This is a genomic window from Bradyrhizobium guangdongense (assembly GCF_004114975.1).
Lineage (GTDB): Bacteria > Pseudomonadota > Alphaproteobacteria > Rhizobiales > Xanthobacteraceae > Bradyrhizobium > Bradyrhizobium guangdongense.
In genome coordinates, this window is sequence record NZ_CP030051.1 from 2,032,742 (window position 1) to 2,052,946 (window position 20,205).

Genomic DNA, 20,205 nt, shown 5'->3' on the forward strand with positions numbered 1-20,205 from the left:
CAGGGTATCCCCTTGATCCAGCGCAACGCCCTGTTTTAGAGCCGTTCTAGGCTATGAACGGGCCAGTTTGGAATAGCTTCAAATACCGGTTTTTCCTTTTGCATCGGGCCGGCCCGTTCAATATCGATGATGGCGCATCACCGAAGGGCCTACCACTTCCATGATCGTTTGTTCCTGTAACGTGCTGAGCGATGACGACATCCGCGCCGCCGTCGCCGAGTCCGACGATGCCGTGCGTCATGCCAAGCAGGTCTATGGATGTTTGGGCTGTAGCGCCGAATGCGGCCGTTGCGCGCGCACCATCAAGACCATCATCGACGAAGCGCTTGGCCCCTGTGCGCAGTCCTGCTGCGCCGGTTGCCCGCACAGCCACACGGTGGCTGCGAACGATGAGATCGCTGAACCCGTCCAGTTCGCCCTCGCGGCCTGCTGAATTTCACGCCATTGGCTGAGCTTTTCCCCGGCTGCGTCCCCGTAGCCGGTTGCCCCCATATTTGACCTGACTTAGAAACTTTCTAAAATCGGACACGGCCCATTTGAACTGCAAGAGCTGGAGTGAACCATGCAGGGCGACGCAAAAGTCATCGACTATCTCAACAAGGCGCTGCGTCATGAGCTGACTGCGATCAACCAGTACTGGCTGCATTATCGCTTCCTCGACAATTGGGGCCTCCTCGACATGGCCAAGGTCTGGCGCAAGGAGTCCATCGAGGAGATGGAGCACGCCGACAAGCTCACCGCACGCATCCTGTTTCTCGACGGCTTCCCGAACATGCAGGTGCTCGATCCGCTGCGCATCGGCCAGAACGTCAAGGAGATCATCGAATGCGATCTCGCCGCTGAAATGAGCGCTCGGGCGCTCTACCAGGAAGCGGCGACCTATTGCCACGGCGCCAAGGATTACGTCACTCGCGACCTGTTCGAGAAGCTGATGAGCGACGAGGAGCACCACATCGACTTCCTCGAAACCCAGCTCGACCTGATCGGCCGGATCGGTCTTGAACTCTACACCCAGAAGCATGTCGGCGGGCTCGAGGGCGAGGGGCACTAAGCTCAGCGCCAACATCAGCAGCACGCCTCGATGTCGTCCCGGTTTTCCGGGACGACATTTTTATTTGGGCGCGAGCTATAGCTGCGCCTTGTAGCGTTCTTCCACAATCTCCTGGCTCTCCGGCTCGCCGAGGCTGGTCTGGTCGTGGATGACTTGGCTGATGCTCGGCATCACCGAGCGCTGCACTTTCTCTGGCGACCACAGCTTTGAGCGCATCAGCGCTTTGCCGCAGTGGAAATAGACTTCGCTGACGGCAACGTTCAGCACCGCGCGCGGAGGCTTGCCGAACTCCACCATCGAGGCGAGCAGATCCGGATCGGCCGAAAGCGTGCCGCGTCCGCCGACGCGCAGTGTCTCGTCGATCCCAGGCACGAAGAACAACAGGTGCACGAAGCCCGACCCCTCGACGACGTTGCGAAAGCTGTCGATGCGGTTGTTGCCGGCACGGTCCGGCATCCGCAACTGATTAGGGCCGGTGACATGGACGAAGCCAACGCTGCCGCCGCGCGGTGAGGCGTCGACGCTGCCGTCGATGCCTGACGTCGCAAGCACGCAGAATGGCGACATCTCGATGAACTTCCTCGCATGCGCATCGATCGCGGGGCGCGCCTTCGCGATCACACGCGCCGTCGGCTTTGCATAAATGGTGGCGAGCTCTTCAGCGCAAAGGTCGGTCAACGGCGTACCTCCGTATTGGTTTGGGGCAAAGTACCCGATCGGCCGGTCTCCAGCATGGAAGCCATGCCAGACAGGTGCCGAAAGTAGCTGATGAGGATCGCAGCGCGATGAATCCGGCCTACATCGTGCGCTGCGGCGCGGTTTGCAGCAATTGGCGGACCTGCTCGCTGTAGAACTTCGCATTCCCGGTGGTGCCGTGGCCGCGCGTCTCGGTGCTTGCAGGGATGAGATACAGTTTGCCGTTCTTGACCCGCTTCATTGCCGCGTCCGTGATGCCGGTTTCCGGCGGATTGCGCTCATCATCGGCGGAATTGATCAGCAGCAGCGTTGCCTCGATCTGCTCCAATTTGTCGCCGGCGTTGTAGTCGTGCGAGGACTCCCACTGGTAGACGTAGTCGTTGGCGTCCGCCGTGATCGGCGTCCCCAGCCGTTCGTCGACGATCTTGTCGGCCTTAGCCGCGGTCGGCGCCTGCTGCTGATAAGCGAGCGTGCCGCCGATGCTGGCGATGCCATAGGCCGTGATGGCGTATTTCATCATGCGCGGCTGGCTGGTGTAATTGCCGCCATTGTAGTCGGGATCGTTGCGGATGGTGTCGAGCATGATCCGCCGCATCATCCAGTTGCGCGATGCCATCTCGGTCGGCTGTGAGGCCATCGGCACCAGCGCGTCCATGTCCTTGGGATATTTCTCGCCCCACAGCCAGGTCTGCATGCCGCCCATGGAGTTGCCGATCACGAGGCGCAGGTGCTTGATGCCGAGTCCTTCAGTCACGAGACGATGCTGAGCCTCGACCATGTCGTCGTAATCGTATTTGGGAAAGCTCGTCTTCATCCCATCGGACGGCTTTGACGATTTGCCATGGCCGATCGCATCGGGAAGGATGATATAATATTTGGAAGCATCGAGCGGCTGTCCGGCACCGAACATCTCGCCCGCGAAGGCGGGCGTCAGCATGCTCGCACCCGAGCCGCCGGTGCCGTGCAGCACCAGCACCGGTTGTCCGCTTGGGTCACCGATGGTGGTGTAATGGAGCTTCAGGTCCGGCATGACCTCGCCGGTGTGGAATTTGAAATCTTTCGCGATCCAGTCGCCTTGCTTCGGCGCAGGGTAATCGGTTGCCAGCGCCGGAATCGAGAACGACAGCAAGGCTGCGGCAAGCAGCGCGCTCGAGAACTTCATGAGTTTCCTCCCCGCTGCGGCCGCTGGAATCCGGCCGCTTCGCACTCGATATTATCAGCCTCACTCGGATGATCGAGTGCCGATGTGCTGTCCGCAGCCAAAACTTTTCGCAATTGATGCGTCGCGCAAGGGGAATATCTGGAGGCGGCGAGGCTGGCGGCCTAATGCTCCCGGAGCAAACCAAGCGCATACCAGCCCCAGTAGACTCTGTGACGCTGGATCAGTCCATTGTCGATCTCCATGATCTCGACCAGCTCCATCTGCTCGCCATCGGGAGCGACGCGTGGATATTCCCAGGTGACGATCCGGCCATCGGTGAAGAAGCCCTGCTTGAAGCGCTTTCGCTGCGGCGGATTGGTCTGGAACACGCGCGTAATGAAGACACGCAGATTGTCCCTGCCCTGGACGATCCCGGTGGGAGTGTTCATGAGATGCTGGACCAACGGGCTTTCGATGGATGCGTCATCGGCATAAAGTGCGAGCGACGCCTCGAGGTCCTTGTTGCCGAGGGCTTCATCCCAAAGTCTGCAGATGCGTTCTGCATCGCTCCGGTGGGCTTCGTAGACCATTGTTGTACTCCTCTGGATTTGGGACGGTATCTCGGGAGATCGCAAAGAACGCGGCCTTGAAGTTTCATTGAATTCTGAAATGTCCGGCTCTGGAACGATGCGATGACGTGGCGGCAGGTCCACATGGGCGGGAGGTTTTGATGGGCGCAGCCAGACAATCGGTACACTCGGGGTTTTCGCGGCTTACCGATGCCTTGAGCGATCCCGCGCGCGAGGCCATGGTGAGTGCTCTGTTCGGCGGCAAGGCGCTACCCGCAGGCGAGCTGGCACTGCTTGCCGGCGTATCGCCGCAAAGCGCCAGCGCGCATCTTCAGAAGCTGACCGAGGCGCGTCTGCTCTCGGTGTGGCAGCAGGGTCGGTTCCGCTACTACCGGATCGCGGACGATGAGGTCGCGGGGCTGATCGAAAATCTCGTTAATGTCGCGGCCAGGACCGAGCATGCGGAACGTGCGCGAGGCGTGCCGATGCCGCTCCGTCAGTCGCGGACCTGCTATTGCCATCTCGCCGGCCAGCTCGGCGTGGCGCTGAGACACGGGTTGCTGGCCAGGAAGCTGATAGCTCTGCGCGGGCGCGAGGCTTTCATCACCGACGAGGGACTCGCCTGGTGTCGTGCGGAGGCCGTCGACTTCAAGCCGGGTCGTGATGCACCTTTGCGGCTCTGCAACGATTGGACCGAGCGTGTGCCGCATCTGGCAGGACCGTTCGCCAATGCGATCCTGAAGCGGCTGATTGCGACGCATGCGCTGGCGCCGCACCGCGTTCCACGCGCGCTCCGTCTCACCCCGAGGGGCCGGGCGTTCTTCGAACGGCTCGGCGTTTCAATTCCGTTCTGAAGCCGCGCCGGATGACGGTGACACTGGCAGATCCCGCATGTAGCATTCGGCGGCCGCCGATCGTCCTTGAGCAGGATCGCCTTCCAGGAGGAACTATGTGCCGCAACATCAAGACGCTGTTCAATTTCGAGCCGCCGGCGACCGAAGACGAGATTCATGCCAGCGCGCTCCAGTTCGTGCGAAAGCTCTCCGGCTTCAACAAGCCGTCGCAGGCCAACGAGGCCGCATTCGAGCGCGCGGTGGCTGAGGTCTCGGAGGCAGCTCGGCGGCTGCTGACCTCGCTGCATACCCACGCGCCGGCGCGCGACCGCGAGGTCGAGGCGGAGAAGGCAAGGGAGCGTTCGCGGCTGCGCTTCGGCTAGAGGGCGGCAAGCTCCACCGTGACCTGACTCACGGAAGCGGGGGGCGCTCATGCGCGATGATGTGCGCCGGGGTTTTGACAACCCGGAGCAGGACCATGAACCGCCCCCTTATTCCGCTGAAAGCAGGTGCCATCGTTTTCACGCTGTTGTGGACCGCGTGGATGATGTGGTGGAGCGGCTCGTTCTCGAGCGCGAATGTCGTGATCCTCGCCTTCTGCGGGACAGCGGTCGGCTATCTCTGGTATCGCGCCATGCGCTGGCAATTCGAGCGCATGGGCATGTTGCCGGGGCCTGAGGATCAGGCCAAGTAGACCGGCTAGTCTTTGTGGCCGTGCTTCTTCTTTTTCTTCTTCTTGCGCTCGCCGCCTTCGCCTTCGTCGCTCTCGCCACCTTCATCGGAGCAGGCATCGCCGGCCTCGTGCACGGCGGCTTCGAGTGCCGCGCGTTCGGCGGCCTCCTGCTCACGCCGGCGGCGGCGTTCGTCCCAGGCATCGAACAACTGCTCGAGCCACGGCAGCACCTGCTCGATCGACGGCAATTGGCCGGGCGGACCCGCTTCGCCGCGCGGGCCTTGAGGACCGGCGGGTCCCTGCGGACCAACGGGTCCTTGCGGACCGGCCGGGCCCTGTGGTCCCGCTGCTCCCCGCGGACCTGCTTCCCCTGGCTTGCCCGGCACGCCAGGCTTACCCTGCGGGCCAGCCTTTCCGGCCGGACCTGGCTTGCCCTGCGGTCCCGGCTTGCCGCGTGCGCCATCCGGGCCGCGCTTGCCGGGATGCCCCTGCGGTCCCGGCCGTCCCGGCTCGCCCTGTCGTCCGCGCGGACCCTGAGGTCCCGGCCGTCCCTGTTCGTCTGCCACGCCGCTGCTCCTTCTGCGCACGCAAGCTACTTAGCGGCGTTTGGCGACAGCAGCAATTCCGCCCGCACATCATGCCGGGCTTGATCAACATCAATCCGCGACAGGGTGCGCCGTGTGATTGATGTCGCGGCCACAATCCTTGCGGGGAGCGACCGATGCGCGCGGCGTGGAAAGTCTTTTGTCTGGCGGCAATCGTGCTCGCGGCGGCGATCGGCCTCGCTCATCTGCTCGTGCCGGATGTCGTGCCGGTCGGCTACGCCGAAGAGCCGCAGGCCTCATGGGCGATCCTGACGGCCTTTGCGCTACGCGCAATCGCGCTGACCGCGGCCTGGGTCGCGATCATCACGTTGTCGGTGCTCGTCGGCAGCAAGCTTCATCAGATGGTCTTCCGCGCAGATAGCGCGCGGAACGATCGCACCGTCACGCGCTAGTCATGATAGGCCGGCACCTCGATGCCGGAAGCCGCATAGAGCCTGATCTTGTTGCGCAGCGTCCGCACTGACAGGCCGAGCACGCGCGAGGCGCGCGTGCGGTTGCCGTCGCAGCGTGCGAGGGTCTGCAGCACGAGCTCGCGCTCGACCTCGCCGACAGTTGCGCCGATCAGCAGTGGAACGATCTCGTTGGGTGCAAGGAACTGCGCGCCCCGCTCGGGCGCCGCGACATGAACAGTGGTCATCAACACACTCCCCGATCAACGCCCGCTTCCATCGTTGGAAGCGGATCGAGAACAAACGACCCCCAAGCCGTAGATCTACGGTCGGCGGGTTTGGTTAATGAAAGGTTAATTCGGCGCGAGCGCACGAATTGACCTTGGGAATGCCGCCGCGTTGCCGCGATTGGCACGAGATGCGTCGTGAAGCGGGCCTAACTTGCTCACACCGTGCGATATCCGCCGTCCACCATCACGATCGTTCCTGTGACGTAAGACGACAGGTCCGAGGCGAGGAAGATCGCGGGGCCCACGATGTCCTCGGGCTTGCCGGTGCGCGCGAGCGGAGTGTGGTCGACGAAGGCCTGCACCAATGCGGGATTGGTGGCGCGTACATTGGCGTTGATGTTGGTCTCGATGAAGCCTGGCCCGATCGCGTTGACGCGCACGCCCTCCTTGCCGAGCTCGACCGCGAGCGCTTTGGTGAAGCCGAGCACGCCGTGTTTTGACGTGGTGTACGCCGCCGAGCTCGGCGTGCGCAGATGCACGAAAGACTGGATCGAGCCGATATTGACGATCCGGCCCTTGCTTGCGCGTAACGGCGCGAGGAACGCCTGCGTCATGTTGAAGACGCCGTTGAGGTTCAGCGAGATGATGTCGTTCCAGTCCTTCGCCACGGTTTCCGTTTCCGCGGTGAAGGCGTTGCGGCGGGTGATACCGGCGTTGTTGACGAGGATCGAGACCTGCCCGACCTTGTCGGCCACCTGTTTGGCCAGCGCGAAGCAATCCTCGCGCCTGGTCACGTCGAGCGCAAAGCTCTCGGCCTTGCCGCCGGACTTGCGGATCTCCCCGGCGGCCTCCGCGACCGTCTCGGCATTGACGTCCAGCAGCACCACTTGCGCGCCCTCGCGGGCGTAGCCGGCGGCGATCGCCCGGCCGATGCCGGAGCCTGCGCCCGTGACGACGGCGACGTGGTTTGCGAGCAATGCCATGACGGTTTCCTTCCGGATTCGTTTCTAAGTTTCATGAAAGGCTAACCCGAAATTAAGGGGTCGGAAACGGCCGCCTTGGCATACTCGTCTTCATTGCTAAACGTTGCGCGCATGATGGAACGACTTGAATCCTGGAAACTGGCGCTGGAGCGCCTGCGGTCGGCGGTTGATGCCGATTGGGCCGAGGCCGGCCGGCTCGTGGCCGAAATCGTCAGGATGAGCACGGATGCCACGTTGCGGCAGGCCGCCGAGCAGGCGCTGCCCGTCCTCCGCCAGGCCGCGGACAATGACGATCACGGCGTCACGCTGGCCGCCCGGCGCCGCGTCGGCGTGATCCTCGATGTCGTCCATGATCTGACCGCGCCGCGCTTCGGCCGACGCAATGCGACGCCGAAGAAGCTGTCCAGCGAAGATCGCGCCCGCAAGATGCTGGGCCTGCCGCTCGCGGTGCAGCTAACCTGCGACGACATCAACCAGGCCTATCGCCGCGCCGCCAAGGGGATGCATCCCGACCAGGGCGGCAGCGCGCAGGCCTTCATCGACCTCTCCGCCGCGCGCGATGTGTTGATTCATCCCGGCGCGCACAAGGACGCCTGAGGGCGCTCAGCTCTTGTCGACGCAGCTCGGATAGGGCGCATCTTCGCCCGCGACGATCGGACAGAGATCGATCGGGCCGAGATCGCGCAGGCGCGCGTCCCAGCTGATGTCGTGGATCGGCGGCTCGTCGCTTTCGGGGCCGCGCTCGGCCCATTGGATGGTGTAATAATCGGTCGCGCCCCTGAGCGTGATCAGGAGCGTCGTCTCGCTGTGCCGGGTCGGGCCGCTGTCGATGCGGCCGCAACCGATCACCGCGACGAAGCCCTCGAAGCGGCCGAATGTCGTCTCGCCCACAGCCCTCGCCGCGAAACTGTCGGGGCAGGCCGACTTGAACCCGGCGGCGATCGTGCTCGCAAAAACTTGCGGCGAGTGACCTGGCGTCAAGGCCATGCCCTTCTCGCCGGTGATCGTGATCATCTGCGTCCAGCGCTCGGGCGTCTCGCCGTTCAGCACGGCTTCGCGGATGTAATGACCGCCCTTGGTGTTCTCGAACACCACGGTGAAATTCGACGGCATCGCGAAAGAGACGAGCTGGCCGAAGATCGGCGAGATCACGCGGAAGGATTGCGGCGCCTGGGCCTGCGCCGCCACCGCGAGCAGGAGCGAAGCCGCGAGGGCTGAGGCTGTGATCACGCGCATCGACCGGCTCCAATCCGCGAAATGAAAAACGACCGGGCAAGGATGCTAGCACCGCAGCCTTGCCCGGCCCTGTCGTCCGCCGATCGAATTGTTACCAGCTGCAGTGACCGGCCTTCAGCGCCTGGTCCTTCAGCGCGAGCGCGTCGAGGAAGGTCGGCACCGAGGCGCTGGCGCGGTGATAGCCCGCCGGCCACGGTGTGGTCGGGATGCTCTCGTCCCAGATCTGGCACACGCCGCTGTCGTGCCAGCGGATCAGGTGATAGCCGGCTTCGGCCGGGCTCGCGGCGACGAAGGCGGCGGCGGCGAGACCGGCGGCCGCGCAGAGCATGGAAATACGACGCATGGATCAGCTCCTCAAATTGAAAGATGTGATGCGCCTCCCGGCAATGCGGGGAGGGGAGTGCGGGACGCTCTTTAAGCGTGCGCCCCGGACAAGGGGTGAGTAGTTCCATGCGCCGATCAGGTTCAAAGCGCGCCTGTGGGCCGGTGCAAAAGAAAAAGGCGGGCTGCTCGCGCAGGCCCGCCCTCCGGCAGTGGATCGTCGTGACAGCTCAGAGCGTGCAGCGGTGCTCGGCGCGCATCTTGATCTGCAGGTCGGACGCCTGCGTGAAGGTCGGGAGCGGCTTGCTGACGACCTTGTAGGTCGAGGCGCCCCACTGGAACGGCTTGTACTTCAGGTCCTCGTTCCAGACCTGGCAGATCCCCGTGTTGTCCCAGCGGATCACGTAATAGCCTGTCTTCGCGGACGCGGGCACGGCGAAGACGGAACTGGCGATGCCGGCAACGGCACAAAGGGCGAGAACGCGACGCATGAAATATCTCCTGGTGGGGAAGGGTGAGCGGAAAATTCGTGCGGTAAAAACAGCCCCTTTGCAAGCCGGCGCGCCGGCTTTCACGGACATGTCAGACCGGCGCGGCCACTTGGTTTGCTTGCGTGCCCCGCAGGACACACAGGCTCACGTCACCAGCGATGCCGGTGCCGCGATGGCCATCAGCAACGGAATCGTGAAAACAACCCCATGCACAGTAGAAACGATTGGCAAAAATTCGAATTCGGAAAGGAGGAAATCTGGGTTGACCCGTCGGGCAAAACAGGAGCAGGATGGCATGGTTGTAAAGTGCGGGTGCGACCCATGCAGCGTCGAACGCCGCTGTCATGCCCCGGCTTGACCGGGGCATCCAGTACGCCGCGGCCTGTCGGTTCAATCATAGCCGTCTCGGCGTACTGGATCGCCCGGTCGAGCCGGGCGATGACAGTTGAATGCGGAGCTGCATCTTGCCCCTCGCACCCGTACCCTCATCATGTTGCCGCCGCGTTCGATCGGATAAATTGCGGCGTCTGATTCGTTTTCCCTCCCTTGAAAAATAGCCCTCGGAGACGCCCCATGAAGATTGCTTCCACCTTGCGTGCCGCGCTCGTCGTCCTTGCCGCGCTGGCCGGCCTCTCGACCGCGGCGCGGGCCGACGACGGCACCGTGGTGCTGACGATCTACAAGGCGGGCTGGATCATCGGCGGCTCCGGCGGCTCGGGCGTTCTGAACTTTCACGGCCGCTCCTATGGCCTCTCGACCGGCGGGCTCGATTACGGTCTCGTCTTCGGCGGCTCCAAGACCGTGCTGCGCGGCCGCGTCTCCAACATCTATCGTCCCTCCGACGTCGCCGGCGTCTACGGTGCCGCCGGTGCGGGCCTTGCCGTCGGCCGCGGCGCGCGCGCCATCGTGCTGACCAACCAGAAGGGCGCGGTGCTGGAGCTGACCGGCACCCAGGTCGGCCTGATGGCGAACGCGGATCTCAGCGGGCTTGCGATCACGATGCGGTAAGGCGCGCGGCATCAACACCGTCATTGCGAGCGCAGCAATCCAGAATCCCTCCGCGGAACAACTCCTGGATTGCTTCGCGGAGCCTGTCATCGGGCCGCGCCTTGCGCGGACCCGTTGGCTCGCAATCGCATGCACCCGCCCGTAAGGCCCGCGCTCAGCGTGCCGGCTGCTTGGCCTTGTCGTCAGTCATGCTCGCCTGCGCGCGTTTTCCCGAGCGGATCATCAGGAACGATCCCGAGGCGCCAGGCAGCCGCCAGCGCCCGTCGATCTCGGTCGCCTCGCCGTTGATGATGCCGTCGTACTGGACGGTGTCGAAGCCGTAGCCCGGCGGCTCGTAGCGTTTGACGAAGGACACGACGCTGCCGGCGCGATGGCCCGAGATCGAGGCGCTGTGGGTTCGTATCGGGCAGTGCGGATTGGAGCAGGGCTCGCTGATGCTGCCGCTCAGCGCACCGCCGGCCTCGATCAGGGTCGCCGTAAACGTGACCATTCCCGTGCCAGGCTGGATGTAAGTGCCGTCCCAGACACCGGAGAGATCGTCGCTCAAATTGGCGGCTTCCTCGAATTGATGTGAGCCGGTTGATGTCCGGCGCGAAGCTGTTCCACTCAAAGTCGTATCCCTGCCGTCACGCGCTTGCAATAGTCCCTGCGCGACGTTGCTTTCCGTCGTTATACTGCCTGACATCAGCGAAATGGTGATCTGAAATGGTGATCTCATGGGAAACGAATTGAAAGGCAAGGTGGCTGCCGTGACCGGGGCCGCCTCGGGCATCGGGCTGGCGAGCACTGAAGCGATGCTGGCCGCCGGCGCGCGCGTGGTGCTTGTCGACCGCGACGAGGCCGCGCTGCAGGCGCTCAGCCACAAGCATGGCGAGGCCGCGATCCCGCTGGTCGTCGACCTTCTCGATCCCAAAGACTGCGCAACGCTGCTGCCGCGTATTCTGCAGACGGCAGGGCAGCTCGACATCCTGCATGCGAATGCGGGCAGCTATGTCGGCGGCGACCTGGTCGATGCCGACACCAGCGCGATCGACCGGATGCTGAACCTCAACGTCAACGTCGTGATGAAGAACGTGCACGACGTGCTGCCGCACATGATCGCGCGCGGGAGTGGCGACATCATCGTGACGAGCTCGCTGGCGGCGCATTTCCCGACGCCATGGGAGCCGGTCTATGCCTCGTCGAAATGGGCGATCAACTGCTTCGTCCAGACCGTGCGGCGCCAGGTCTTCAAGCACGGCATCCGCGTCGGCTCGATCTCGCCCGGCCCTGTCGTCACCGCGCTGCTCGCGGACTGGCCGGCGGAGAAGCTGCAGGACGCAAGGGACTCCGGAAGCCTCCTCGAGGCCAGCCAAGTCGCCGAAGTCGTGATGTTCATGCTGACGCGGCCGCGCGGCATGACCATCCGCGACGTCGTGATGATGCCGACGAATTTCGATCTGTAGCTTTAGGCATGCTCTCGTAGGGTAGGCAAAGGCGCGCGTCCTCGCGCGACGTGCCCACGTTCTCTATCCATCACGGAGAAATCGTGGGCACGGGGCTGACGCGCCCTTGCCCACCCTACGGGACTGCGAATTTATCGGCCTGTGGGTCGGGTGCCAGGGCCTTCATGAGTTCGGGAAAAGGATAGAGCGGCTTGCAGCTGCCCATCCCCAATTCGACCGGCTTGACCCGACCGCCGTCGTTCTCGAATGCCCAATTGTCCTGGACGACGATCCCGAGAGGGTTGTCGCGAAAGACGGCAACGCAGACTACGGAAAACCTGCCGCCCCTGAGCAGGCCGCCCCATTGCTCGTAAGGCTTCGTGATCTTTGCATCGCGCACTACGTAGTGATTGCGTTCGCTGAGATAGGTCGCGATGTAATCGCGATAGTTCGCCGGCATCGGCATTGCAGTGGGCTGGCTTTGTGCCAGCGATTGGACAACACCCGTGTTGAAGAGGACGAAGGAGAGTAGCAGGATGACGAAATTCCGCATGATTTCCAGTTTTGCTTGATGCGCTCTAGCCATCATACGCGCTGTTGATCCATTGCGCGAGGTCCTGCCACGGCGCCAGTGTCCAGCTGCCGGAGGCTGTTCCCGATGGCGAAGCCAGCACGAAGACGTGGGGAAAGCCGCTCTCGGTTGGTTGCCGTCCCAGCACGATCCCGCTCGACGGCCGGCCATAAAACAAGCTGGCCGCCTTCTTGCTCGTGAACGCAATCGTCCGCGGCCGGTATTTCACCATCTTCGCCCTGAAGCCGGGCACGTCGATCGTCTCCGCCGCAATCTGGTGATCCATCCCCGCGCCCGACTTGGAGAGATCGGTGAAGCCGATGCCGAGCTCGATCAGCGATGCAAACTCGCTCGGCTGATAGCGCCGCGGCGTGATCCCGGCCTCATGGATCGCGCGCCAGAAGCGGTTGCCGGGATGGGCATAGTAGTGCCCCAGCTCGGCCGAGCGCGTCGAGGCGGCGGTGCCGACGAAGACGAGGCGGAGGTGCGGCCGGAGCTGGTCGGGGAGGCGGTGGAAGCTATTGGACATCTTCGATGCGACTATTGACTTGCTTCTTGCCTGAATCTGTCGTCGATATTGTCAGCGGCGTGCGACCGCCGTGCGCCTCACGCCGGTTGGGGGAACGATGCAGAACCAGTTCGCGTGGCCCGAGCCCGAGCCCGAGCACGAAGCCGACCACGTCATCTTGCGCAACGTCCGCAATCACGGCTGCCATATCACGGGTATACAAGATGGCAATCCGCCGTTTGCATTTTCAATCGGCCTCTACCTGAATTACGGCCACCCCGAGCTCATCATCTTCGGCCAGAGTGCCCAGAACGCCCAAGCCATCATCAACCTTATCCGCGATCGCGCTGCCGTGGGGCACAAATTCGCCGACGGTGACATCTCGGAGGACCTGCTGGAGAACGGCTACAAGCTCGGCTTCTGGACGGTGCCGTTCGGGGCCTATCCGGATTATCTCGGTACTGCGCTCTGGTTCTATCGGAAAGCGCGGCTCGCATTCCCCTGCCTCCAAATCGTCTGGCAGGACGTTGACCATCGTTTCCCCTGGGAAGCGGAATGCGCGCCCGACGTCAGGCGCGATCAGCCGTTGTTGAAGAATATAGTCTCTTGATGTTGTCTTGCGAAACGTCCTGATAATGACCCGCGAAGAATTAGCTGCCGCGTACACTGCGCCGGGCCGCCACTACCACAACCTCGCGCATATCGAGGACTGCCTTGCCGCGCTTGCGCAGGTGGAGGGTCTCTCGGCGCGCGAGCGCTTGGTTCTGTCGGAGGCGATCTGGTGGCACGACATCGTGTACGATCCGACGCGATCGGATAACGAGGAGCTCAGCGCACAATTGGCCGAACGGCACGTGCGTGCCGATATCAGCCACCAAGTCGGCCGCCTGATCCGCCTGACTAAGACGCATGACGTCGAGGCAGACGATCGCCTCGGCGCCATCCTGATCTCGATCGACCTCAGCATTTTGGGCGCGGAGCCGTCGCGCTATGACGACTATGCCGCCGCCATCCGGCAGGAGTTCATCCAATTCGGCGACGCCGGCTATCGCGCCGGCCGAGCCGCGGTGCTGCGCCGGTTCGCCACCCGCCCGGTGATCTATCCAGATGCGAGCTTCGCCGCGACATATGATCGGCAGGCCCGCGACAATCTTGCGCGCGAGTTGGCGTCGTTGAGTTGAGTCGAGCAGCGTGGGTCAGCGGCTCATGAGTGCGGTCGTTCAACGGTGACGACGCAAGGCGTAACCCACCACGTCTGGAGAGGCTGTGGGTGCCAAGTGGTGGGTTACGCTACGCTACCCACCCTACGAGCTACGATTGCTGCCCGACCCTCGCCATACGCTGGAGTTCTGCTTGCACGCGCGGCTCCGTACACAACTGGTGGTATCGTTCCGCGCGCCATACGACGTCAGAAGAATCTAAGTAGCCCCAAAGATTGCCAATAAATCGGTGTAGCCATTCTAGGTCTTGAGCGATCGTCTCCAAATCATCGGCTTCGTAGACGAAGACTTCTTCCAGATACTTGGTGTGCATCTGCGCGTAATCTGTACCCCAGACGGTAGCGGTATGGCGTACATAATCTTTTTGGTCTGTCCAGAGAACTCCGTCCTTGACGACTGTAGAGCCGCCAATCAGCCCATGAACAAGATGATTTCTTGCTCCCTCCATCGTCCGTCGAATATTCATGATCGCTTGGAATAGTTTGAAGTCGTCTGCCGATAGCGCTGTCCTAGCCGCGGCCGTCAAAACGTCGATCTGAACGCGTGAACTTTGCATGGCGAGAAACATCGCCAAGGCCGGTTCCGTGTTGATCTTGAGTATTTTAGCCAACAAGAGTGCCGTTTCATTTTCTACGTAGCTCCACTTGACCACACAGCGAGCGAATATAACTGCGCATTCGGGCTGATCTTCGATGAAACGTATGCCGAAGGTGGCTTTTGCCTTTGGATAGCGGTTTGATAGCTTCTGTCGTGCTTTCCCTGACGGTTTTCGGCGTGGAAGGGCAGGGCTGCCAAGTAGGTCTTCGTGTGCCTGCAGGGGTACCAGCTCGTGAGTGCCAAACAAGATTTCATCTGTTTCGCACGATCGACAAGGCACGCTGAATTTTGCTTCTCCAATCGCAACAGGACCCTTCGTTCCACCCTGTGTGGGATCGTCCAAGGAGTAAATGTTTGCGCCGCAGTGTGGGCAGATGAAGCCAAAATACCATCTACCCTTTTCAATCTTCATTCGGCTCGCTAGCCGCGATATTCCCTTCTCGAGGACAATTGGAATTGGCATCGGTTATTCCCCAAGGAGCAGTTCAATGGCGGTCTTAGTAGAGTTAGAAGCGCGATTTCGACGGCCGTATCAGAGCGTGGTGCCGCCACGACTTATATATGTCGAATGCTTCTTAACGTCGACTGAGGGAATCCGATGGCGCATCGGTTGAACTTATCGTTCCGACCAAAAAGAAAGCCGGGCGGTTAGCCCGGCATTCTTCATTAGTAGCTCATTCAAGCTCCGATCTTTGTGCGCGCCCCCTTACAGCACCCTATTGCTCTCCTTCACCTTCTCCGCATCCAGATACAAGCTCTCGCCCATCTCCTTGAATTTCGCGCTCATCTTGGCCATGCCGTCTTCCGCCGTGCCGTGCATCGACATCCCCACGCTGTTCGGATCGTTCAGCGTCGCCGCGTAATCCCGCACGTCCTGGGTGATCTTCATCGAGCAGAATTTTGGTCCACACATCGAGCAGAAATGCGCGACCTTGTGGGCTTCCTTCGGCAGGGTCTCGTCGTGGAAGCTCTTGGCGGTATCAGGATCGAGGCCGAGGTTGAACTGGTCGGTCCAGCGGAATTCGAACCGGGCGCGGGAGAGGGCGTCGTCGCGCAGCTGCGCGGCGGGGTGGCCCTTGGCGAGGTCGGCGGCGTGGGCGGCGATCTTGTAGGTGATGACGCCGGTCTTGACGTCGTTGCGGTCAGGGAGGCCGAGATGCTCCTTCGGCGTGACGTAGCAGAGCATGGCGCAGCCGAACCAGCCGATCATGGCGGCGCCGATGCCTGAGGTGATGTGATCATAGCCCGGCGCGATGTCGGTGGTCAGCGGTCCAAGCGTGTAGAACGGCGCTTCGCCGCACTCCCTAAGCTGCTTGTCCATGTTGATCTTGATCTTGTGCATCGGCACGTGGCCGGGGCCTTCGATCATGACCTGGCAGCCCTTGTCCCACGCGATCTTCGTGAGCTCGCCGAGCGTCTCCAGCTCCGCGAACTGCGCGCGGTCGTTGGCATCCGCGATCGAGCCCGGACGCAGGCCGTCGCCGAGCGAGAACGAGACGTCATACTTGCGCATGAGGTCGCAGATCTCGTCGAAATGCGTGTAGAGGAAGCTCTCCTTGTGATGCGCCAGGCACCACTTCGCCATGATCGAGCCGCCGCGCGAGACGATGCCGGTGACGCGGCTGGCGGTGAGGTGGATGTATTGCAGGCGCACGCCGGCATGGATGGTGAAGTAGTCGACGCCCTGCTCGCACTGCTCGATCAGCGTGTCCTTGTAGAGCTCCCAGGTCAGCTTGACGGGATCGCCGTTGCACTTCTCCAGCGCCTGATAGATCGGCACGGTGCCGATCGGCACGGGCGCGTTGCGCAGGATCCATTCGCGCGTGGTGTGGATGTTGCGGCCGGTGGAGAGGTCCATCACGGTGTCGGCGCCCCAGCGGATCGCCCAGACCATCTTCTCGACCTCTTCCTCGACCGAGGAGGTCACCGCCGAGTTGCCGATATTGGCGTTGATCTTGGTCAGGAAGTTGCGGCCGATGATCATCGGCTCCAGTTCGCTATGGTTGATGTTAGAGGGGATGATGGCGCGGCCGCGCGCGATCTCGTCGCGGACGAACTCCGGCGTGATGAAGGCGGGCACGGCGGCGCCGAAGCTTTCGCCGTCGGCAAGGGCGGCTTCGGCGCGCTCGAGTTGCTGCTTGCGCCCGAGATTTTCCCGCGCGGCGACGTAGATCATCTCCTTGGTGATGATGCCGGCGCGGGCGAATTCGAGCTGGGTGATCTTGTGGCCGTCGAGGCCGCGCAGCGGCTTGTGATAGGCCGAGAAGGCGCGCGCGGCGTTGTCGGTGGAGACGCTGCCATTGTCCTCCGGCTTGATCTGCCGGCCCTCATATTCCTCGACGCCGCCGCGCTCCAGCACCCATTGCTTGCGGCCCCGCGGCAGGCCGGCGTTGACGTCGATGGTGACGCTGGGGTCGGTGTAGGGGCCGGAGGTGTCGTACACCGGCAGGTTCGGCTCGCCGGCGCCTTCGGAGAGCATGATCTCGCGCAGCGGCACGCGCAGATCGGGCGCGGCATCCGGGGATGCGAAGATCTTGCGCGAGGAGGGCAGCGGGCCGGTGGTGACGGCGGGGATGGTCTTGTCGGGGTTGGAGCGGATGTTCATGGGATCCTCCGGTTTAATTCTGTTGGTTTCGCTGCGCGAGCGTCGATTACAGCTGTCATCCCCGCCTAGTGCGCAATTGCGCACGGGGGGCGGGGATCCAGTACTCCGAGGCGGTGCGGCTAGAACCGAGAGGCCGCGGCGTACTGGATCGCCCGGTCAAGCCGGGCGATGACAGGGGTGTGTTTGGAGAGAGCGTGTGCATCACGCCGCCTCCTTCAGCCCGAGCCATTGCCGCACGCGGGCGTCGGGATCGGGGTTTTGTGTGACGTCGGACACCACCGCGATCGAATCCGCGCCCGCGGCGAAGATCTCCGCGGCGTGCTCGAACTTGATGCCGCCGATCGCGACCAGCGGGATGTTGCCGATACGCTTCTTCCACTCGGTGATCTTCAGAATGCCCTGCGGCTCGAAGCGCATCGATTTGAGCGTGGTGAAGAAGATGGGGCCGAGCGCGACGTAATCCGGCTTGGCCTTGAGCGCGGTTGCGAGCTCCGCGTCGTCATGGGTGGAGATGCCGAGCGAGAGGCCGGCCTCGCGGATCGCCTTCAGGTCGGCCTCGGCCAGATCCTCCTGGCCGAGATGCAGATATTTCGCGCCGGCGACGACGGCCGCGCGCCAGTAGTCGTTCACGACCAGCTTGGCTTGCGTGCCCCTGGTGATCGCCAGCGCGTCGGTGACAATCTGCAGCGCCTGCGCGTCGTCGAGATCCTTGGCGCGCAGCTGGATGGTGCCGACGCCGAGCTTGGTGAGGCGTTCGACCCACTTGATGCTGTCGACGACGGGATAGAAGCGATCAGGAAACGGCATGCCAGAACGGGGTCCCAACGACAGGGGTTGAAGGGGAGGCGAAGTCGCGGGCGTTCATCAGCCCGGCCTCGTATGCGGTGCGGCCGGCCTCACAGCCGAGGCGGAAGGCATTGGCCATCGCGACGGGATCGGCGGCCTTGGCGATTGCGGTGTTGAGCAGCACGGCGTCATAGCCGAGCTCGAGCGCTTCGGCCGCGTGGCTCGGTGCGCCCAGGCCGGCGTCGACCACCAGCGTGATGTCGGGCAGCCGCTCGCGCAACAGCCTCAAGGCGTCACGGTTGGTGATGCCTTTGGCGCTGCCGATCGGCGCTGCCCACGGCATCACCACCTTGCAGCCGGCGTCGACCAGGCGGTTGGCGACCGAGAGGTCCTCGGTGCAATAGGGGAACACCTCGAAGCCGTCCTTGATCAGGATGGCGGCGGCTTCGATCAGGCCGACGACGTCGGGCTGCAGCGTGTCGTTGTCGGCGATCACTTCCAGCTTGATCCAGGTCGTGCCGAACAATTCGCGCGCGAGCTTGGCCGTGGTCACGGCCTCGCGCACGCTGCGGCAGCCGGCGGTGTTCGGCAGCACCGACACGTCGAGCTCGCGGATCAGCTTCCAGAACGCGTCGCCAGTCTTGCCGCCGGCGGATTCCCGCCGCAGCGACACCGTGACGATGTTCGCACCGGAGGCGCGGATCGCCGACTGCATGATCGCGGGCGAGGGATAGAGCGCGCTGCCGATCAAGAGGCGGGAGGAAAAGGTTTTGCCGTAGAAGGTCACCATGTGGGAGGTGTCTCCTTGAATGACGGTGTCATCCCCGCGAAAGCGGGGATCCAGTACTCCGCGGCAGCGCGGCTGGAAACGAGACGCCGCGGCGTACTGGATCGCCCGGTCAAGCCGGGCGATGACAGCGGAGTTTGTGGTGAGAGCATCACCATCACCCTCCCTGCCGCGGCGTGATGATCTCGATCTCGTCGCCGGCCTTCAGGCGGGTCTCGGCCCAGCGGCTCTTCGGCACGACGTCGTAATTGAGCGCGATGGCGAAATGGGTGCCTTCGTAATCGAGCTCGGAGAGCAGCGCATCGACGCTGACTGAAGCCACCTCGCGCTGCTCGCCGTTGACGATCACAAGCATTGCATCACCTCGTTGTCGATCTGGCCGCGTTCGACGTAATTGAGCGTCAGCTCGGCCAGCGCGGGGGCGATCAGGAAGCCGTGGCGGTAGAGACCGTTGATGCTGATCTTGCCGCCGCGGATGCCGATGCGCGGCAGATTGTCCGGAAAGGCGGGACGCAGGCCGGAGCCGAACTCGAGGATCCGCGCTTCCCCAAAGGCCGGATGCACGGTGTAGGCCGCGCCCAACAGCTCGAGCGCCGAGCGCACGCTGACGCCGGTGTCCTCGGCTTCGATCGAGGTCGCACCCAGCATGAACAGATTGTCCTCGCGCGGGATCACGTAGAGCGGCCAGCGCGGATGGATCAGCCGCACCGGGCGCGCAAGCTGCACCTCGCCGGTTTCGATCAGGATCATCTCGCCCTTGACGCCGCGCAAGTCGGGCTGCTCGTCGCGTGCCGAGAGGCCGCGGCAGTCGATTACGAGGCCGTCCAGATCCTCCTTGGCGACGTCGCTGTTGAACTTGATGGTGCCGCCGGCAGCTCTGATGCGCTCGTGCAGCTTGGGCAGCACGCGGCGCGGCTCGACATGGCCCTCGTTCGGGAAGAACAGCGCATCGCGGAAACGCCCTTCCAGCGATGGCTCGAGCTCGGCGAGGCCGGCGGCGTCGAGCCGGCGGTGCTCCTCGGTCATCCGCGCGAAGCGCTCGAAGTCGTTGCGCTCGCGCGGATGGGCCACGACCAGCGAGCCGTTGAAGGGCGTATCGGGCAGCTCGCGCCGCCAGATATCGAGCGAGCGCAGGCCGAGCCGGGAGATGATGGGTTCGGCAACCTCGGCCTCGCAATAGGGCGCGAGCATGCCGCCGGCCCAGTGGCTGGTGGCATCGGTCATGGTGGCGTCACCGCGCTCGTGTAACGTCACGGCATGGCCGGCCTGTGCGAACAACAGCGCCTGCCACGCGCCCGCAATGCCTGCGCCGATGATGGATACCGGTGAATCCGGCCGTTTGCTCGTCTGCGACATCCCTGTCCCTTCGCCGGCATGACCCGGATCAGGTTCAAAGGGTCACCGCGGTCCTGGGCGTTATTGCCCATTTAGCGGTATCTCAGCTCCTCCTCGGAGCACCCCTCGGAACGGTGCTAATGTAG

The 20,205-nt window shown here is 63.3% G+C and carries 30 protein-coding genes and 1 riboswitch; of the genes, 11 read left to right on the forward strand and 19 right to left on the reverse strand.

Going from position 1 to position 20,205, the window contains the following annotated elements; translation table 11 throughout:
- Nucleotides 1–160 precede the first annotated feature (160 nt).
- Entirely contained in the window at nt 161–433 is a 273-nt protein-coding gene (locus X265_RS09725) for a (2Fe-2S)-binding protein (RefSeq protein WP_128964621.1), read from the forward strand.
- A 129-nt stretch (nt 434–562) separates the two neighbouring features.
- Nucleotides 563–1,051 (forward strand): bacterioferritin, encoded by a 489-nt coding sequence (gene bfr, locus X265_RS09730; protein WP_024339472.1) that lies wholly within the window; start codon nt 563–565, stop codon nt 1,049–1,051.
- 75 nt (nt 1,052–1,126) lie between these two features.
- Here bfr and X265_RS09735 read toward each other — a convergent pair whose 3' ends face one another.
- From X265_RS09735 to X265_RS09745, 3 genes are all read right to left on the reverse strand, one after another.
- Nucleotides 1,127–1,729: an MSMEG_1061 family FMN-dependent PPOX-type flavoprotein gene (locus X265_RS09735; protein WP_128964622.1), complete on the reverse strand. Its 603-nt coding sequence runs from the start codon at nt 1,727–1,729 to the stop codon at nt 1,127–1,129.
- 118 nt (nt 1,730–1,847) lie between these two features.
- Nucleotides 1,848–2,909 carry an alpha/beta fold hydrolase gene (locus tag X265_RS09740; protein WP_128964623.1) on the reverse strand — a complete coding sequence of 354 codons (1,062 nt, stop codon included), beginning with the start codon at nt 2,907–2,909 and terminating at the stop codon, nt 1,848–1,850.
- Nucleotides 2,910–3,070: 161 nt separating this feature from the next.
- Nucleotides 3,071–3,478, reverse strand: coding sequence for a nuclear transport factor 2 family protein (locus X265_RS09745; RefSeq protein ID WP_128964624.1), 408 nt, complete (start codon nt 3,476–3,478; stop codon nt 3,071–3,073).
- Nucleotides 3,479–3,618: 140 nt separating this feature from the next.
- Here X265_RS09745 and X265_RS09750 point away from each other — a divergent pair, with 140 nt between their 5' ends.
- From X265_RS09750 to X265_RS09760, 3 genes are all read left to right on the forward strand, one after another.
- Nucleotides 3,619–4,311, forward strand: coding sequence for an ArsR/SmtB family transcription factor (locus tag X265_RS09750; RefSeq protein WP_128964625.1), 693 nt, complete (start codon nt 3,619–3,621; stop codon nt 4,309–4,311).
- 95 nt (nt 4,312–4,406) lie between these two features.
- Nucleotides 4,407–4,673: a DUF2277 domain-containing protein gene (locus tag X265_RS09755; RefSeq protein ID WP_128964626.1), complete on the forward strand. Its 267-nt coding sequence runs from the start codon at nt 4,407–4,409 to the stop codon at nt 4,671–4,673.
- 95 nt (nt 4,674–4,768) lie between these two features.
- Nucleotides 4,769–4,984 carry a hypothetical protein gene (locus tag X265_RS09760; protein WP_128964627.1) on the forward strand — a complete coding sequence of 72 codons (216 nt, stop codon included), beginning with the start codon at nt 4,769–4,771 and terminating at the stop codon, nt 4,982–4,984.
- A 5-nt stretch (nt 4,985–4,989) separates the two neighbouring features.
- Here the strand turns inward: X265_RS09760 and X265_RS09765 are convergent, their stop codons facing one another.
- The gene (locus X265_RS09765; RefSeq protein ID WP_128964628.1) at nt 4,990–5,529 is read right to left on the reverse strand and encodes a collagen-like domain-containing protein; all 540 of its coding nucleotides are present in this window, start codon (nt 5,527–5,529) and stop codon (nt 4,990–4,992) included.
- A 155-nt stretch (nt 5,530–5,684) separates the two neighbouring features.
- Here X265_RS09765 and X265_RS09770 point away from each other — a divergent pair, with 155 nt between their 5' ends.
- The gene (locus X265_RS09770; RefSeq protein ID WP_128964629.1) at nt 5,685–5,960 is read left to right on the forward strand and encodes a hypothetical protein; all 276 of its coding nucleotides are present in this window, start codon (nt 5,685–5,687) and stop codon (nt 5,958–5,960) included.
- On the opposite strand, the gene X265_RS09775 is transcribed toward X265_RS09770, so the two are convergent.
- Nucleotides 5,957–6,205 carry a helix-turn-helix domain-containing protein gene (locus tag X265_RS09775; RefSeq protein WP_128964630.1) on the reverse strand — a complete coding sequence of 83 codons (249 nt, stop codon included), beginning with the start codon at nt 6,203–6,205 and terminating at the stop codon, nt 5,957–5,959. The two genes, X265_RS09770 and X265_RS09775, sit on opposite strands and share 4 nt — an antisense overlap.
- A 197-nt stretch (nt 6,206–6,402) precedes the next feature.
- Nucleotides 6,403–7,170 carry an SDR family NAD(P)-dependent oxidoreductase gene (locus tag X265_RS09780; protein ID WP_128964631.1) on the reverse strand — a complete coding sequence of 256 codons (768 nt, stop codon included), beginning with the start codon at nt 7,168–7,170 and terminating at the stop codon, nt 6,403–6,405.
- Between the two features lie 111 nt (nt 7,171–7,281).
- On the opposite strand from X265_RS09780, the gene X265_RS09785 reads away from it, so the two are divergent.
- Nucleotides 7,282–7,767, forward strand: a complete 486-nt coding sequence (locus X265_RS09785) for a J domain-containing protein (protein ID WP_128964632.1) — start codon at nt 7,282–7,284, stop codon at nt 7,765–7,767.
- A 6-nt stretch (nt 7,768–7,773) separates the two neighbouring features.
- On the opposite strand, the gene X265_RS09790 is transcribed toward X265_RS09785, so the two are convergent.
- From X265_RS09790 to X265_RS09805, 4 genes are all read right to left on the reverse strand, one after another.
- Complete coding sequence (locus tag X265_RS09790; protein ID WP_128964633.1) at nt 7,774–8,406, reverse strand: hypothetical protein; 633 nt, start codon at nt 8,404–8,406, stop codon at nt 7,774–7,776.
- Nucleotides 8,407–8,497: 91 nt separating this feature from the next.
- Nucleotides 8,498–8,749, reverse strand: coding sequence for a hypothetical protein (locus X265_RS09795; protein ID WP_128964634.1), 252 nt, complete (start codon nt 8,747–8,749; stop codon nt 8,498–8,500).
- A 208-nt stretch (nt 8,750–8,957) separates the two neighbouring features.
- On the reverse strand, nt 8,958–9,218 hold the full coding sequence (locus tag X265_RS40365) for a hypothetical protein (RefSeq protein ID WP_164938494.1): 261 nt from the start codon (nt 9,216–9,218) through the stop codon (nt 8,958–8,960).
- Nucleotides 9,219–9,309: 91 nt separating this feature from the next.
- Nucleotides 9,310–9,564, reverse strand: coding sequence for a hypothetical protein (locus X265_RS09805; RefSeq protein ID WP_128964635.1), 255 nt, complete (start codon nt 9,562–9,564; stop codon nt 9,310–9,312).
- A gap of 227 nt (nt 9,565–9,791) precedes the next feature.
- Between X265_RS09805 and X265_RS09810 the strand changes: the two genes are divergently transcribed.
- Entirely contained in the window at nt 9,792–10,226 is a 435-nt protein-coding gene (locus X265_RS09810; protein ID WP_128964636.1) for a hypothetical protein, read from the forward strand.
- A gap of 154 nt (nt 10,227–10,380) precedes the next feature.
- On the opposite strand, the gene X265_RS09815 is transcribed toward X265_RS09810, so the two are convergent.
- A complete protein-coding gene (locus X265_RS09815) occupies nt 10,381–10,773 on the reverse strand; it encodes a hypothetical protein (protein WP_128964637.1) in 393 nt (130 codons plus the stop codon).
- Nucleotides 10,774–10,942: 169 nt separating this feature from the next.
- Between X265_RS09815 and X265_RS09820 the strand changes: the two genes are divergently transcribed.
- Entirely contained in the window at nt 10,943–11,671 is a 729-nt protein-coding gene (locus X265_RS09820; RefSeq protein ID WP_128964638.1) for an SDR family oxidoreductase, read from the forward strand.
- A 115-nt stretch (nt 11,672–11,786) separates the two neighbouring features.
- Here the strand turns inward: X265_RS09820 and X265_RS09825 are convergent, their stop codons facing one another.
- Together X265_RS09825 and X265_RS09830 are read right to left on the reverse strand one after the other, a co-directional pair.
- Nucleotides 11,787–12,203, reverse strand: coding sequence for a hypothetical protein (locus X265_RS09825; protein ID WP_128964639.1), 417 nt, complete (start codon nt 12,201–12,203; stop codon nt 11,787–11,789).
- A 25-nt stretch (nt 12,204–12,228) separates the two neighbouring features.
- Nucleotides 12,229–12,750 carry a mismatch-specific DNA-glycosylase gene (locus X265_RS09830; protein ID WP_128964640.1) on the reverse strand — a complete coding sequence of 174 codons (522 nt, stop codon included), beginning with the start codon at nt 12,748–12,750 and terminating at the stop codon, nt 12,229–12,231.
- A 97-nt stretch (nt 12,751–12,847) separates the two neighbouring features.
- Between X265_RS09830 and X265_RS09835 the strand changes: the two genes are divergently transcribed.
- Nucleotides 12,848–13,339: a DUF4262 domain-containing protein gene (locus X265_RS09835; RefSeq protein WP_128964641.1), complete on the forward strand. Its 492-nt coding sequence runs from the start codon at nt 12,848–12,850 to the stop codon at nt 13,337–13,339.
- 25 nt (nt 13,340–13,364) lie between these two features.
- On the forward strand, nt 13,365–13,910 hold the full coding sequence (locus tag X265_RS09840; protein ID WP_128964642.1) for an HD domain-containing protein: 546 nt from the start codon (nt 13,365–13,367) through the stop codon (nt 13,908–13,910).
- Nucleotides 13,911–14,040: 130 nt separating this feature from the next.
- Here the strand turns inward: X265_RS09840 and X265_RS09845 are convergent, their stop codons facing one another.
- The 6 genes from X265_RS09845 to X265_RS09870 form a co-directional block, all read right to left on the reverse strand.
- On the reverse strand, nt 14,041–14,958 hold the full coding sequence (locus X265_RS09845) for a hypothetical protein (protein ID WP_128964643.1): 918 nt from the start codon (nt 14,956–14,958) through the stop codon (nt 14,041–14,043).
- A 294-nt stretch (nt 14,959–15,252) separates the two neighbouring features.
- Nucleotides 15,253–17,151 carry a phosphomethylpyrimidine synthase ThiC gene (thiC, locus tag X265_RS09850; RefSeq protein ID WP_128964644.1) on the reverse strand — a complete coding sequence of 633 codons (1,899 nt, stop codon included), beginning with the start codon at nt 17,149–17,151 and terminating at the stop codon, nt 15,253–15,255.
- A gap of 201 nt (nt 17,152–17,352) precedes the next feature.
- Nucleotides 17,353–17,958, reverse strand: coding sequence for a thiamine phosphate synthase (locus X265_RS09855; RefSeq protein ID WP_128964645.1), 606 nt, complete (start codon nt 17,956–17,958; stop codon nt 17,353–17,355).
- Entirely contained in the window at nt 17,945–18,727 is a 783-nt protein-coding gene (locus tag X265_RS09860) for a thiazole synthase (protein WP_128964646.1), read from the reverse strand. The genes X265_RS09855 and X265_RS09860 overlap by 14 nt, the downstream gene beginning before the upstream one ends.
- A 154-nt stretch (nt 18,728–18,881) precedes the next feature.
- Nucleotides 18,882–19,079: a sulfur carrier protein ThiS gene (gene thiS, locus X265_RS09865; protein ID WP_128964647.1), complete on the reverse strand. Its 198-nt coding sequence runs from the start codon at nt 19,077–19,079 to the stop codon at nt 18,882–18,884.
- The gene (locus X265_RS09870) at nt 19,070–20,080 is read right to left on the reverse strand and encodes an FAD-dependent oxidoreductase (RefSeq protein ID WP_128964648.1); all 1,011 of its coding nucleotides are present in this window, start codon (nt 20,078–20,080) and stop codon (nt 19,070–19,072) included. Before X265_RS09870 ends, thiS begins: the two co-directional genes overlap by 10 nt.
- Nucleotides 20,068–20,196: riboswitch (TPP riboswitch) on the reverse strand. (Overlaps the previous gene by 13 nt.)
- Nucleotides 20,197–20,205: the final 9 nt, after the last annotated feature.

Bases quoted from the DNA above. Each gene is read 5' to 3' on its own strand.
- X265_RS09755 (WP_128964626.1), top strand. From the start codon at position 4,407: ATGTGCCGCAACATCAAGACGCTGTTCAATTTCGAGCCGCCGGCGACC.
- X265_RS09870 (WP_128964648.1), bottom strand. From the start codon at position 20,080: ATGTCGCAGACGAGCAAACGGCCGGATTCACCGGTATCCATCATCGGC.
- X265_RS09845 (WP_128964643.1), bottom strand. From the start codon at position 14,958: ATGAAGATTGAAAAGGGTAGATGGTATTTTGGCTTCATCTGCCCACAC.
- X265_RS09825 (WP_128964639.1), bottom strand. From the start codon at position 12,203: ATGCGGAATTTCGTCATCCTGCTACTCTCCTTCGTCCTCTTCAACACG.
- thiS (WP_128964647.1), bottom strand. From the start codon at position 19,079: ATGCTTGTGATCGTCAACGGCGAGCAGCGCGAGGTGGCTTCAGTCAGC.
- X265_RS40365 (WP_164938494.1), bottom strand. From the start codon at position 9,218: ATGCGTCGCGTTCTCGCCCTTTGTGCCGTTGCCGGCATCGCCAGTTCC.
- X265_RS09810 (WP_128964636.1), top strand. From the start codon at position 9,792: ATGAAGATTGCTTCCACCTTGCGTGCCGCGCTCGTCGTCCTTGCCGCG.
- X265_RS09745 (WP_128964624.1), bottom strand. From the start codon at position 3,478: ATGGTCTACGAAGCCCACCGGAGCGATGCAGAACGCATCTGCAGACTT.
- X265_RS09780 (WP_128964631.1), bottom strand. From the start codon at position 7,170: ATGGCATTGCTCGCAAACCACGTCGCCGTCGTCACGGGCGCAGGCTCC.
- X265_RS09795 (WP_128964634.1), bottom strand. From the start codon at position 8,749: ATGCGTCGTATTTCCATGCTCTGCGCGGCCGCCGGTCTCGCCGCCGCC.
- X265_RS09855 (WP_128964645.1), bottom strand. From the start codon at position 17,958: ATGCCGTTTCCTGATCGCTTCTATCCCGTCGTCGACAGCATCAAGTGG.
- X265_RS09805 (WP_128964635.1), bottom strand. From the start codon at position 9,564: ATGACAGCGGCGTTCGACGCTGCATGGGTCGCACCCGCACTTTACAAC.
- X265_RS09835 (WP_128964641.1), top strand. From the start codon at position 12,848: ATGCAGAACCAGTTCGCGTGGCCCGAGCCCGAGCCCGAGCACGAAGCC.
- bfr (WP_024339472.1), top strand. From the start codon at position 563: ATGCAGGGCGACGCAAAAGTCATCGACTATCTCAACAAGGCGCTGCGT.
- X265_RS09775 (WP_128964630.1), bottom strand. From the start codon at position 6,205: ATGACCACTGTTCATGTCGCGGCGCCCGAGCGGGGCGCGCAGTTCCTT.
- X265_RS09790 (WP_128964633.1), bottom strand. From the start codon at position 8,406: ATGCGCGTGATCACAGCCTCAGCCCTCGCGGCTTCGCTCCTGCTCGCG.
- X265_RS09770 (WP_128964629.1), top strand. From the start codon at position 5,685: ATGCGCGCGGCGTGGAAAGTCTTTTGTCTGGCGGCAATCGTGCTCGCG.
- X265_RS09740 (WP_128964623.1), bottom strand. From the start codon at position 2,909: ATGAAGTTCTCGAGCGCGCTGCTTGCCGCAGCCTTGCTGTCGTTCTCG.
- X265_RS09820 (WP_128964638.1), top strand. From the start codon at position 10,943: ATGGGAAACGAATTGAAAGGCAAGGTGGCTGCCGTGACCGGGGCCGCC.
- X265_RS09785 (WP_128964632.1), top strand. From the start codon at position 7,282: ATGATGGAACGACTTGAATCCTGGAAACTGGCGCTGGAGCGCCTGCGG.
- X265_RS09830 (WP_128964640.1), bottom strand. From the start codon at position 12,750: ATGTCCAATAGCTTCCACCGCCTCCCCGACCAGCTCCGGCCGCACCTC.
- X265_RS09725 (WP_128964621.1), top strand. From the start codon at position 161: ATGATCGTTTGTTCCTGTAACGTGCTGAGCGATGACGACATCCGCGCC.
- X265_RS09840 (WP_128964642.1), top strand. From the start codon at position 13,365: ATGACCCGCGAAGAATTAGCTGCCGCGTACACTGCGCCGGGCCGCCAC.
- X265_RS09860 (WP_128964646.1), bottom strand. From the start codon at position 18,727: ATGGTGACCTTCTACGGCAAAACCTTTTCCTCCCGCCTCTTGATCGGC.
- X265_RS09750 (WP_128964625.1), top strand. From the start codon at position 3,619: ATGGGCGCAGCCAGACAATCGGTACACTCGGGGTTTTCGCGGCTTACC.
- thiC (WP_128964644.1), bottom strand. From the start codon at position 17,151: ATGAACATCCGCTCCAACCCCGACAAGACCATCCCCGCCGTCACCACC.
- X265_RS09760 (WP_128964627.1), top strand. From the start codon at position 4,769: ATGAACCGCCCCCTTATTCCGCTGAAAGCAGGTGCCATCGTTTTCACG.